General features: G+C 33.3%; 11 protein-coding genes. 3 read left to right on the top strand and 8 right to left on the bottom strand.

Going from position 1 to position 13,468, the window contains the following annotated elements:
* Positions 1 to 448: 448 nt before the first annotated feature.
* Positions 449 to 2,299, top strand: coding sequence for an asparagine synthase (glutamine-hydrolyzing) (asnB, locus tag BN4220_RS04740; RefSeq protein WP_066714251.1), 1,851 nt, complete (start codon positions 449 to 451; stop codon positions 2,297 to 2,299).
* A 305-nt stretch (positions 2,300 to 2,604) separates the two neighbouring features.
* On the opposite strand, the gene BN4220_RS04745 is transcribed toward asnB, so the two are convergent.
* The 7 genes from BN4220_RS04745 to BN4220_RS04775 form a co-directional block, all read right to left on the bottom strand.
* The gene (locus tag BN4220_RS04745; protein ID WP_066714253.1) at positions 2,605 to 3,165 is read right to left on the bottom strand and encodes a manganese efflux pump; all 561 of its coding nucleotides are present in this window, start codon (positions 3,163 to 3,165) and stop codon (positions 2,605 to 2,607) included.
* A 175-nt stretch (positions 3,166 to 3,340) separates the two neighbouring features.
* Positions 3,341 to 4,102, bottom strand: coding sequence for a sensor histidine kinase (locus tag BN4220_RS04750; RefSeq protein ID WP_066714255.1), 762 nt, complete (start codon positions 4,100 to 4,102; stop codon positions 3,341 to 3,343).
* Entirely contained in the window at positions 4,095 to 4,814 is a 720-nt protein-coding gene (locus BN4220_RS04755) for a LytR/AlgR family response regulator transcription factor (RefSeq protein WP_066714257.1), read from the bottom strand. Before BN4220_RS04755 ends, BN4220_RS04750 begins: the two co-directional genes overlap by 8 nt.
* Before the next feature lie 53 nt (positions 4,815 to 4,867).
* Positions 4,868 to 5,797 carry an SPFH domain-containing protein gene (locus tag BN4220_RS04760; protein WP_066714259.1) on the bottom strand — a complete coding sequence of 310 codons (930 nt, stop codon included), beginning with the start codon at positions 5,795 to 5,797 and terminating at the stop codon, positions 4,868 to 4,870.
* 1 nt (position 5,798) lies between these two features.
* Positions 5,799 to 6,239 carry an NfeD family protein gene (locus tag BN4220_RS04765; RefSeq protein ID WP_066714261.1) on the bottom strand — a complete coding sequence of 147 codons (441 nt, stop codon included), beginning with the start codon at positions 6,237 to 6,239 and terminating at the stop codon, positions 5,799 to 5,801.
* 134 nt (positions 6,240 to 6,373) lie between these two features.
* Positions 6,374 to 7,825, bottom strand: coding sequence for an MFS transporter (locus BN4220_RS04770; protein ID WP_066714263.1), 1,452 nt, complete (start codon positions 7,823 to 7,825; stop codon positions 6,374 to 6,376).
* 85 nt (positions 7,826 to 7,910) lie between these two features.
* Entirely contained in the window at positions 7,911 to 9,266 is a 1,356-nt protein-coding gene (locus BN4220_RS04775) for an MATE family efflux transporter (protein ID WP_066714265.1), read from the bottom strand.
* 372 nt (positions 9,267 to 9,638) lie between these two features.
* On the opposite strand from BN4220_RS04775, the gene BN4220_RS04780 reads away from it, so the two are divergent.
* Positions 9,639 to 12,302, top strand: a complete 2,664-nt coding sequence (locus BN4220_RS04780; RefSeq protein WP_066714267.1) for a cation-translocating P-type ATPase — start codon at positions 9,639 to 9,641, stop codon at positions 12,300 to 12,302.
* A gap of 189 nt (positions 12,303 to 12,491) precedes the next feature.
* On the opposite strand, the gene BN4220_RS04785 is transcribed toward BN4220_RS04780, so the two are convergent.
* Positions 12,492 to 13,043 (bottom strand): TIGR01440 family protein, encoded by a 552-nt coding sequence (locus tag BN4220_RS04785; protein WP_066714269.1) that lies wholly within the window; start codon positions 13,041 to 13,043, stop codon positions 12,492 to 12,494.
* Positions 13,044 to 13,262: 219 nt separating this feature from the next.
* Between BN4220_RS04785 and BN4220_RS04790 the strand changes: the two genes are divergently transcribed.
* Positions 13,263 to 13,466, top strand: a complete 204-nt coding sequence (locus BN4220_RS04790) for a hypothetical protein (protein ID WP_066714272.1) — start codon at positions 13,263 to 13,265, stop codon at positions 13,464 to 13,466.
* Positions 13,467 to 13,468: the final 2 nt, after the last annotated feature.

Raw genomic sequence — 13,468 nt, forward strand, 5'->3', positions numbered from 1 at the left:
TAAATCGTTAATATTGCGTTACTACAGTAAAACAACACATTATTAAAAATTAATGTTAAATATATAACAATGTTGTTTATACTATAGATCATTATATACCATCTCCAAATAAAAATCCAGCATTTTTCGTGGTTTTACAATTCCGTACTATATTTATAACAAGGAAATTTAATAATTAAATACGAAATTTTATGAAAAGATATAATATTTTCGTAGCTTTTTGCTTACTTGAAAAAGTAAGCAAAATTTAAAGTGTAATTTTCAAGCAAAAGTTTGTTATGGAAAAGTCAAACTTATTGAGAATAATACTACAATAATTCTATTTATATGGAAAATACTTGTATTCTATATTTCTTTAGATACCTTATTTAAATCTATTCATAGAATTTCAGGTAATAAAATATATTACTTAAAAGACACTTTAATGTTTTATGACTGGAGGAACTACATGTGTGGTATAGCTGGTTTTTATAATGCAAAACAAGATTATCTTGCCAAGGAATCATATCATAAAAATATACTTTGGAATATGTCAAATTGTATAAAGCACCGTGGTCCAGATGAACAAGGAATTCATTTAACGAAACAATTTGGCCTTGCACATGCAAGACTCTCCATTATCGATTTACTAAGCGGACAGCAACCAATGCTACATAAAGTTGGAAATTACACCTATGGAATCGTTTATAATGGTGAAGTTTATAATACGAAAGAGTTAAAAGATGATTTAATTTCAAAAGGATGGGAATTTCAAACCACCTCAGATACCGAGGTGCTACTCCTTGGATATATCGAATATGGCCCTAAATTCGTAGAACAAGTGAATGGTATTTTTGCCTATGCTATTATGGATGAATATACGAATTCCTTATATTTATTCCGTGACAGAGCTGGCGTTAAGCCTCTATTTTATAGCATTGTAGATGGAACTATCGTATTTGGTTCAGAAATAAAAACTCTTTTTCAATTTCCTGGAATCACTCCTAAAATAAATAAAAATGGCTTGAACGAAATCTTTAGTATTGGACCAGCAAAAACCTATGGCTGCGGTGTTTTCAATGGTATAGACGAATTACTCCCAGGTAATACCTTACACTTTAGAGATGGTGCTTTAAAAACCTATCCATATTTTCAATTGGTAAGTAAGCCACACGAGGATAGTTATGAAGAGACTCTTGAAAAGACTGCCTTTTTAGTTGAAGATGCCATCAAACGCCAAATGATATCCGATGTTCCTATTTGCACGTTCTTATCTGGTGGTATTGATAGTTCCATCGTTTCTTCCGTTTGTGCAAGAGAACTTAAAAAGAAAAATCAAATCCTTGATACCTATTCCTTTGATTTTGTAAACAATGATACCTATTTTAAATCGAACTTTTTCCAGCCTTCCAGAGATCTTCCTTTTGTAAAGAAGATGGTAGATTACTTAGGGTCAAATCATAAATTCTTAGAATGTGATAATGTAAGTTTAGCAGATCGTTTATATGATTCTGTGGATGCTAGAGACCTGCCTGCGATGGCAGATATCGATTCCTCAATGGTTCATTTTTGTAAGCAAGTAAAACAATATAACAAGGTTGCTTTAACTGGTGAATGTGCAGATGAGATTTTTGGAGGATATCCTTGGTTTCATAAAGAAGAATGTTTTCATGCAAATACCTTTCCATGGACAATGGACTTAAATGCAAGAAAAGTTTTGTTAAAAGATGATGTTTTAAACGAACTTCATATGGAGGAATATGTCCTTGCAGCTTATGAAAAGTCAGTGGCAGAGACCCCTCGTTTACAAGGAGAATCCAATGAAGAAGCCAGAAGACGTGAAATCTCCTATCTTAATTTAAAATGGTTTATGCAAACCTTATTAGATCGTATGGATCGCACTAGCATGTATTGTGGTTTAGAAGCACGTGTTCCATTTGCTGATCATAGAATCATTGAATATGTTTGGAATGTTCCATGGACAATGAAGAGTAAAGATGGTGTGGAGAAAAGCTTACTTAGATATGCATGCAAAGATTTATTACCAGATGAAGTTCTATGGAGAAAAAAATCTCCTTATCCTAAAACTTATGATCCGAATTATGAAAGTTTATTAAGAAATCGTTTTATAGAAATTATAGAAGACCCAAGCTCACCGATTCTAACATTTATTGATAAAGAAAAAGCATATCGTTTTATGAATACTACATCTGATTACGGCAAACCTTGGTATGGTCAATTAATGGCTGGACCTCAGTTATTAGCTTATTATTTAATGATAGATTATTGGCTAAAGAAATTTAAAATTGAATTGATTTAATTATTGTATATTGCTGAATTATTGATTTTAACTTCATTTTTAATTTGCTATTAATTTGAGTTATTGGATTTTTACTATTGAATTATCACATTTAATTAAGGGCTATGGAGTATTCTAATATATTAACTACTGTATTATTTACTCATGAAATACGAGTATATCTTAGTCGAAACTTGGGAACTAAAATATGAATTAACACGGAGGACACATCATAAATATATACTATATGAATGCCCATAAGCCGTTGGCTCAAAACTAAGAATTCCCCTCGACTTAGATATACTTAATTCATGAATCTACCACCCTTATGAAGAAATCAGCCTAGCAACCGCGATACCTATAAAGATAATTCCGGATAAAATACTGCACATTTTACCATTGAGCGTTTTTATCCTTTTAACCTTAGTAACTAAAACTTTACCTAAAACAAGGAATGAATATTGTAGCACACCTACCATAAGGCTAATTCCTAAACCAGAAATACCAAGTGATGCAATCGCAATTCCTGCACTAATTGAATCCGCTGACAAAGCAATACCAAGTAAAATAGCTTCTTTTCCCTCAATAGAACTAGAATGATCTAAATCATATGGAATATCATCTGAAGTATTAAAACTTTTTACAATGAATATAATACCCATGACAATGAGGATGGCAGCACCAAAATATACCGTAACCTTTCCAGGAAAAAGATGATGAAGGTAAGCTCCGAATAGTGCAGATATTCTCATGACTACAATAGAAACAACTCCAATAATAAGTTTTGCTGGATTGGTAATATATACGCCTCTTATCGTATAAGCAATTCCAATTCCTAATGCATCGATACTTAAAGTAAAAGCAAGTAATACCATTGAAATAAGCATAAACCCTCGAAAAGGGACGTTAGCATCATAGCAATATTTTTAAATTGCTATTTTACTATGCCCCTTACTTTTGATGTTACTTACAACGTATGCACCAAGCATTGAAATGGATACAAAATTCATATTATTTGTACAAGTGACTCAAATTTAGAATATAAGAAATCGTACAAGCCTACTAAAGTTCTACCCGAAAGCTTAAAAAGTTTTTTCCATCCACTTCTTCATTTTCAACAAATATTTCCCCATTCCACTCATTAACAATGCTTTTCGCATTATATAATCCAAATCCGCGATTCATTCCATTTGTTTTTTTCGAATATCCACGCTCAAATAACTGCGCCAACTCGGATATTGGGATTTTTTCATGTTCATTTTTAATGACAAAAACAAGTTTGTCCTTCTCTGAGGTCAAATATATTTTAATGTGATTATTTTCATCTTTGCATGCTTCAAATGCATTGTCCATTAAGGTTCCAATTACCTCTATAATTTCTTTTTCAGGCACATTTGTAAAGATTTCTTTATTTCCAACATACAAATCAATGTTTATATTTTTGTCTACCGATTTTAATTTACTATAAATAAAACCCGCAATAACTTTATTGCTTATCTTAAGCAAGCCCAAATAGCTGTTGTCTCGATTGGTGGCTAAGTCATGAATATACTTTTTTTGATAAGCAACAAGTTCATCGTAGTTATCAATTGTTACATGCATATTTAATATTGCATTTAAGTGATTATCAAACTCATGCTGTTTCGCACGTATATCTCGTATAAATTCCTCTAGTGGCTTCGCATACATTAAATACATGCGAAGTTCTTCTGATTGTTTTTGAAATACTTTCATTCTACTTTTCCACGCAATGAAAAATGTGAGAATTAAAAGAAATACAAATCCTAAAATAATGCATGTTTTTAAGTCAAGAAGTTCACTCATGTACAAATCTCCTGATTTCCGCCTTATAGGTTACTCCAATATCCACCGTTCCATAATTGTCTTTCATTTTAATTACCCTATTAACCTGATCTACATAATCGATATAGCTCACATTCACTACACACATTCGATGGCACTGTATAAAATGTTCATTCGATAGTTTTTCCATCATCTGCTTAATGGACAAATATTTCACTTCTAGGGCTTCATCTATAAGGTGTATGATTATTCCTCGTGGCATCGCTTCAATATAAATGATTTCATCAATATTAAGACTATAATTAATTCCATCTTTTTTAACAATTACTTGTGGATGTTCTTTTTGCCTTTGATTATTGATTACTTTTAACACTAACTCTCTTATTTCTGAATCATGAAACGGTTTTATAATATAGCGGTAGCATTGTGTTTCACGATAAGATAAAAGTTCAAACTCTAACATAGAAGTAACAAATACAATTGGTGTAAACTCATATTGCGTACGTTTACGCAATGACTTTGCAAATTTTATACCAGATGCATCTGCAATGTTATTGCCTGATAAATTAACATCTAAAAAAAACAAACAAAAGTCTTGCTCGTCTAGCAATTCTTCTGCTTGTTTTAAGTTCGCTGCGAAGAAGACACGTATCTCTGATGAACATGGCTTTATGATTGCTTCTAATGCATTTTTCGTATCAATAGAATCCTCTAAAATCAATATATCAAACATCGTGTCATCTCCTACAGTCATTATTAAAATATTTAAACTATTAAGCTGTTACCTTAGTCATTTTTCCCAACTTCAGCTAATCCTTTCACAAGCCCTGCAATTCCTTGAATCTCTGAAGGAATAATAATCTTTGTTGCCTTGCCATCTGCTGCTTTTGCAAAAGCCTCTAAGCTCTTTAACTGAATTACTGCATTTTGTGGTGCAGCTTCATTTAACATCTTAATACCATCTGCATTTGCTTTTTGAACTGCAATAATAGCTTCCGCTTGACCTTCCGCCTCGCGAATTGTTGCTTCTTTCTTTGCTTCTGCACGAAGGATTGCTGCCTCTTTTTCTGCTTCTGCTTCAAGAATTGCGGATTCTTTTTTACCTTCCGCTACTAAGATAGTTGATTTCTTTTCACCTTCTGCACGAAGAATTGCTTCTCTTCGTTCACGTTCTGCCTTCATCTGCTTTTCCATTGCATCTTGAATTGCAGCTGGAGGTATAATATTCTTTAATTCAACACGATTTACTTTAATACCCCAAGGGTCTGTTGCAGTGTCTAGAGATACTCTCATTTTTGTATTAATGATTTCTCTTGAAGTTAATGTCTGGTCTAACTCTAAATCACCAATGATATTACGTAATGTAGTAGCTGTTAAATTTTCAATTGCCATAATAGGATTTTCTACACCATAAGCAAATAATTTAGGATCTGTTATTTGAAAAAATACGACAGTATCAATTCTCATAGTTACATTATCCTTAGTAATTACTGGTTGTGGAGCAAAGTCAACTACTTGTTCCTTTAAAATAACTTTTCTTGCTATCTTATCAATTAATGGTGCCTTAAAATGAATACCTACACCCCAGGTTCCTTGATAGCCACCTAATCGTTCTACAACATATGCTTGTGCTTGTGGTACAATTTTAATACAAGATGCTACAATAATTAAGATAATTGCAATTAATGCAATTAATAGATATGTTCCTATTCCCATATTACAATTCCTCCTTATACTCAGCAACAATCAATTTAACTCCAACGATATCAACAATCTTAACTTTTGTGCCCGCTTCAATTATTTTATCATCATCATCTGATCTCACTGTCCATTCTGTTCCATTTACTACAGCGGTTCCAGTTTGATTGTAATTGTCTACTTTGCTTGTTATCTTAACAATTTTTCCTATTAACCCTTCATAATTTGTTTTCACTCGTTCCTTATTCACATATTTAATTGCGACAGGTCTAGTAAAGAACAACATTAAAAACGATACAACAAAGAAAAGTATAATCTGAATATACAGATTTGCTCCAAGCAACGAAGCAAAAAATGCGATTAACGCGCCACCGGCAAACCAAATTGTAGTTAGCCCCAGAGTGAATATCTCGATTACTAAAAGAACCGCCAAAGCTATTAACCAGTACAATGCCTCCATACAATCACTTCCTTTCATATTATGTGAGATAGATAGCCGCTATTTACGGCTAACGAGCGTAGTTTCTTTCGCAACTTCTAACACTAGCATATAGCAAATATAAAAGGAAGACAATACCTTTTGCGTGAATGAAGTTATTTTTTGTGTAAATGAAAACGCTTATGATTAATCTCCCGCATTTTCTCCTTATCTAGTTCATAATGCTTCATAGTATATAAAGATGCTAGCCAACCTAGGATTGGCACAATGCAATAGCATATAATAGTTACTACCTTTATTTGAGTCGTCAAAACATCATCCACTTGTGGCAGTTTATTATGAAAGTCAATAACTGCAACTAGGATACCAACAAAAGCTGTTCCTAATGCTGAAATCACTTGATCCACCAAGGAAAATAATGCTCCCATAAACCCTGGTACGTATAATCCACTACGATAGACCTCATAATCAGAACAATCTGCAATCATTGGTACTACAATGTTATTACTAACCGCCTTACAACCATTTAACAAAATAAAAATTACAAAGAATGCAACAGAAATTAAATTAAACTTAGTAAGCCCTATGGAAGTTAAATTATTATTTAAAAGAACTCCTGTCATGAATATTTGAAATAAAACCGCCAACCATGTAAAAATTGTGAAGGCTTGCTTTTGCCCCATTCGTTGTGCAATCAAAACACCTATAGATACAACCAGTAAATTGGGTATTGCTGTAACTAGTCCCACTTGGCCATACATATCATAATTATGCATCATAATTCCAAAAAGCATAACCCCAACTGTAATATTACTGTATACCATTGCAGCAAATTTATTAATTGCGGCAGCGATAACTAGCATTCGTATTGGTTTATTCTTTTTAAGAACCGTCGCATATTCCTTAATACCTATTTTTTTAGTCGCCGCATGATCCCCATAATATTTTTCATTATCTTTCTTCCATATACCAAATAAAGCAAGAACTGTACATAACGCTGATATTATAACAACGCTAATGCAAAACTCTTGATATAATTTTTCATTTGTGAAGCTATCGTATTTACGTATTAAGTAATACGAGACATACAATGCCGTTCCACCATAACAAGAGGTCGTAAATAAAGAATCAAAATACGTCGATAGTGGTCGTATTTTAGGGTTGTTCGTCATAACAGTCTGACCTGATTTTGCTACGATCATTTGAAACGTATATCCAATAACAAATATAATATAAAGAAATACAAACACTGGAAGTCTAAGCATCTTCGGTAATTCTTTACTAAAAAAGAACATAGACAATGTACTGATTGCCATCATGATATTTCCAATGACCATAAAGGGACGAAACTTTCCAAATCTCCCTTTCGTTTGATCTACAATATAGCCAACCATTGGATCAATTAAGCCATCAAATATCCGTAATCCTGTTAACACGATTGACGCTGCAACAACTGCTAAGCCGATTACACCATTTACAAAATAAGTTGTATATTCCATTAAGGCTAAAAAAAGCGTTGCTGCTGCTGTATTTAATGAAAACAATGCTAAATGAAAAACACTGGTATTGTTATATTTCGGGTCTAACTTCTTCGTTGTAAATATCATATAATACCTTGACCTTCATTGTTATTTTTAAATTAATTTATAAGGCATAATATCCTATAAAAAAATTATGTATTTCAAAAAAGGATTAAGCTTCTTTAAATAGTTTTTTGCTAGCAATAAAAAACATAGTTACCGTAGTTATTACTGCAATAACATCAGAGATTGGCTCTGATAAATATAAACCTTCAATACCTAAGTTCCCTATCTTTGGAAGTATCAAAGCTAGTGGAATAATTAAGATTACTTTACGTAACAGTGCTAAAAACATTGATATTTTTGCTTGCCCAAGCGCTAAAAATGTTTGTTGACATGCGCTTTGAGCTCCCATAATCGCCATACCAATCATAAAAATTCGTATACCATGTACACCAATTGCAATTAATTCTTCTTTTGGAGTAAACATACGAATAAATAATTGTGGGAATACCTCAATTAGTAAAATTAATGATATTGAATATATCAATGATGCGATAAATAATAATCGAAATGTTTCTTTCACACGCTTTATGTTTCTTGCACCATAATTATAACTTAAAATTGGTTGAGCACCTTGTGCAATACCTTGCATTGGCAACCAAACTAATTGCATAATACTAAATAACACAGACATTACAGCTACATTTTTCGTACTTCCGTAATGTAACATTCCTTTATTAAAAATTAATTGTACAAGACACTCTGTAAACTGCATGATAAAAGGAGAAACGCCAAGTGCCAATATTGGCATCACAATAGCTTTTGATAATTTCAAATTCTCTTTCTTAATTTTTAAATAGCTTTTTTTACTACATAAAAATCCAACGACCCAAATAGCAGAAACTGCTTGGCTAATAATTGTTGCAAGCGCAGCTCCTTGTACACCCATACCAAATACAAAAATAAAAATTGGATCTAACACTATATTAATGATAGCTCCAATACATACGGTAGCCATACCAATTTTTGCAAAACCTTGACTTGTGATAAATGTATTTAAGCCAATTGCAAATTGTACAAATATTGTTCCAATTAAATAGATACTTAAATAGCTATTTGCATAAGGCAAGGAATTACTATCTGCACCAAACTTAAGAATAATCCATTCTTTTGTTGGAAAAAAGAAAATTGTTAATACAATGGAAATCATTACTAACATAGTAATACAATTTCCTAGAATCTTTTCTGCTGTTTTATTATCCTTTTTCCCCATCATAATGGCAGCTCGTGGAGCACCACCCATACCCACTAAACTTGCAAAAGCAGAGATCAATAAAATAATTGGAAAGGTTACACCAACACCAGCTAATGCATTCTCGCTACCTTCTCCCATATGTCCGATATAAATTCGATCGACAATATTATAAAGTAAGTTAACGAGTTGCGCTAAAACCGCAGGAATTGCTAGACTAAATAATAATTTCCCAATGGGTTTTGTCTCTAATTGTGATTTTTCTTCTGTCATTATTCCACCTCTTTATTCTTTCGTTATAACTACAGTAAGTTACATAAAATAAGCATACATTTTTAATAGACACAATATATGCTCTAAATATATATTCTACTATATATAGTATAGTATATCAATATTGTTTTACATAATCTGTATTATTATGAACTCTGTTAGCTTTTCCTTTTTATTTCTATCTCATGTCTCATACTTTTGTTTCTTGAAACATATATTAGGCTAGAAGGGGGATTTATAAAACACATGTAGTGTCATGGTAGAATAATTTAATTTCCTGTTTGAAATCCATTTACTACATTATGCAACTTACCTATATTGTGTGAAAATCCTTGCCAAACAACGAAATTTACAAAGAACAGGAGTGATTACATGCGCTATCATACCTTAAGCATAGACAAAGCTCTAAGCGAACTAAAAACTTCAAAGGAGCAAGGTCTTACCACAAAAGAAGCACAAAAAAGACAGTATGAATATGGATATAACCTCTTAGAATCAAAGAAGGGGAAAAGTATATTCGTACGTTTTATATCGCAGTTTTCTGACTTTATGATTATTGTTTTAATTGTTGCAGCAATTATATCTTTCATTGTCTCCTTACTAGAGGGCAAAGCTGATTTCGTTGATCCTTTGATTATTTTTGCTATTATCATTGTGAATGCATTATTAGGCGTTATTCAAGAAACAAAAGCAGAACGCTCATTAGAAGCTCTTAAAAAAATGGCAGCCCCAAATGCAATGGTTATAAGAGATGGCACACAATCAACAATTCCTGCAAGAGATCTAGTACCTGGAGATATCATCCATCTTGAAACTGGTTATTATGTCCCTGCTGATGCAAGACTTATTACAGCCATCAATTTAAAAGTAGATGAATCTTCTCTTACGGGAGAATCTCATCCCGTTGAAAAAAATGCTGATCTCGTACTGAAAGAAGGAACGATGTTAGGAGATCGTAAAAACATGGTCTCCGCTACTGGAATTATTACATATGGTAGAGGTTTAGCTGTCGTTACTGACATTGGGATGGGTACAGAAGTTGGTCACATCGCAAAAATGATCATGGAGGATGATGCGAAAGAAACTCCTTTGCAAAGACGTCTCGCCAAAACAGGAAAGGCACTTGGAATCGCTGCTTTATCAATATGTGTCATCATATTTTTACTTGGTACTTTACAAGGGCGCCCTATGTTTGATATGTTCATGACCAGCGTAAGTTTGGCAGTTGCAGCAATCCCAGAAGGCTTACCAGCAATTGTAACAATTATGCTCTCACTTGGTGTACAGCGCATGGCGAAAAAGAAAGCCATTATTCGAAAACTGCCCGCTGTTGAAACCCTTGGAAGTGCAACCTTTATCTGTTCCGATAAAACAGGAACTCTCACTCAAAATGTCATGACGGTAACTAAAATAGCTTCTTTTGAAGGGATATTAGATGAAAGAACAAACTTAGCCCACTTCCTACTAGAACATGCTGCTCTTTGTAACGATGCACAGATGCAGAAAAAAAGTAATGAAGTTTTAGGGGAACCCACCGAAAAAGCCCTCGTACTTGCAGCAGCAAGAAACGGATTAATAAAATCTGAGTTAGAACGAAAAAATAAGCGAGTATATGAAATTCCTTTTGATTCTACTAGAAAATTAATGACCACAGTACATGCGAAACAAGACGGTTCCTGTCGTTCTATTACAAAAGGTGCTTTTGATGTATTACTTAAAAAATGCTCCTTTATTTATAGCAATGGCAAGGTTATTCCAATGACAGAAGCACATAGAACTAGGCTTAGCAATATTAATCTAGCTCTTACAGAAGAGGCATTACGTGTTATTGCAATCTCATATAAAGACTTAAGTAAAACTCCAACTAGTTCAAAAGACCTTGAATCTGGCTTAACGCTCATTGGACTATTAGGTATGATTGACCCACCTCGTGAAGAAGTTAAGGATGCTGTTGCAGTATGTAAGAGTGCTGGCATTACCCCAGTAATGATTACTGGTGACCATGTTTCTACGGCTTGTGCAATTGCAAGAGAACTTGGGATTCTTACTGAAGCTGAGTATATGAATTTTAAAAATTGTTCTGTAACACAAACACTTGGTACAAAAGGTCGTAAGGATACTTTAAAAAAACCTGCCATTACTGGTGAAGAAATCGATCAACTCTCCATAAAAGAATTAGAAGATAATATATACCAATACCGAGTTTTTGCTAGAGTTTCTCCAGCACACAAGGTCCGTATTGTAAAAGCATTGCAAAATCGCGGCGAAGTCGTTGCAATGACAGGTGATGGTGTTAACGATGCTCCTGCGCTAAAAGCAGCTGACATTGGCTGTGCAATGGGCTTATCTGGTACAGACGTTGCTAAAAATGCAGCCGATATGATTTTAATGGATGATAACTTTGCTACCATAGTTTCCGCAGTAAAAGAGGGGCGTGGAATTTACGATAATATTAGAAAGTCCATCCACTTTTTACTCTCTAGTAATATCGGAGAAATAATTACTATTTTTGTTGCTATACTCTTTGGATTGCCTACCCCACTGGTTGCCGTTCAATTATTATGGGTAAATCTAGTTACTGACTCCTTACCAGCAATTTCTCTTGGTGTGGAAAGAGCACCAGATGATATCATGCAAAAGCCTCCGATTTCGCCGAAAAAAGGCATGTTTTCTGATGGCTTAGTCTATAAAATAATATTTGAAGGTGCAATGATAGGCTGCCTTGCACTTATTGCTTACATAATTGGAAATCAAACAATGTGCTTTGCTGTTTTAAGCTTATCTCAACTTTTCCATGCGTTTAATATGAGAAGCGAGCATTCCATCTCTAAAATCGGTATATTCTCTAACAAAAAGATGGTATATTCCTTTGTTGTATGTACATTCCTACAAGTGATTGTAATTTCATTTCATCCACTTGCCGAAGTGTTTAATGTAGTCCCTCTTTCGGTGTTACAATGGGGTATTGTATTTGCCTTGGCATTTGTTCCAATTGTTATTGTAGAATTACAAAAACTAGTATCACATAAATTTTAATAATTAAGGGGTTATCACAGAATAGAGAAATAAAACTCTATTCTGTGATAACCCCTTCTAATAAATTCACAAGAAACCTGTTCTTACGTATAGTTATCTAAAGATACATAACATACAAAATATCTTGTTTATTAAATTTATTAAAGCAAACCTATAACTCTCTTTTACATTATAGATACTTGAAAATATCTACATTATCTCTTTATTATAACAAGCTCTTTCTCCACCGATAAACTTTGGTCTTGTTCTTGCACATACAAGATTCGCCAATCCAATAGTCTTTATCTGTAAACGAACTGGAACAGCTACTTTTTTCAAATGCATTCCAATTAAAGTATCTCCGATATCCATTCCAGCATCTGCCTTGATTTCTTCAACTGCTACTGGTGACTGAAATGCATCATAACAAACCGTTGCAAAAGCTCCACCAGCCTTTATTTGTGGTCTTACATTTACAACCTCATAATGATAATATCTTGCAGCTTCCTCTTCTAGTATAATTGCACGATTTAAGTGCTCACAGCATTGTGCTGCAAGAAAGATTCCTTTTTCCTCTAACACTGGATAGATACCAGCAAATACTGCTCCTGCTACTTCAAGAACAGATTCTGAGCCAATTTTATGTCCCATAATCTCACTTGTTGAACATCCAACTACTAGTATATCATTCTTTTTAAGATTCGCTGTTTCTATTAACTCTAAGACTGCCATTGATATATCTTCTGAAATCTTTTCTGTCATGTCATCCCTCTTTTCACACTACTAAACAATAACCTACGGCTTATACTTGCCATCTACAAAATTATAACTCTATTTGTTTCATAATACAAGAAAGAGACGATAACAAATGAGACATTTTGCCTATCTAAATTATCAATAGACTGCTTGTAATCATCGAAGGGAAGTAGTAAAATACAATTACCAAATTGATAGTTATTGTAGAACAGGATGTGAAAGAATATGGATTTAACTGATTCAAAAGATTATACACCTATTCTTCCATATGACATTACCTTAGGAGAAAGCTTTGTTATATATGATAATACGACCTACCAAAGGGACCATGACTTATGTAATAAAGAAACGATACATATGGAAAGCGGAAATATTGTAAAATACTCTACTTGTAACATAACCAAAGCAACTAAAATAGGAGGAGATTAAAT

Origin of the sequence: Clostridium sp. Marseille-P299, assembly GCF_900078195.1 — a bacterium.
GTDB lineage: Bacteria > Bacillota > Clostridia > Lachnospirales > Lachnospiraceae > Lachnoclostridium.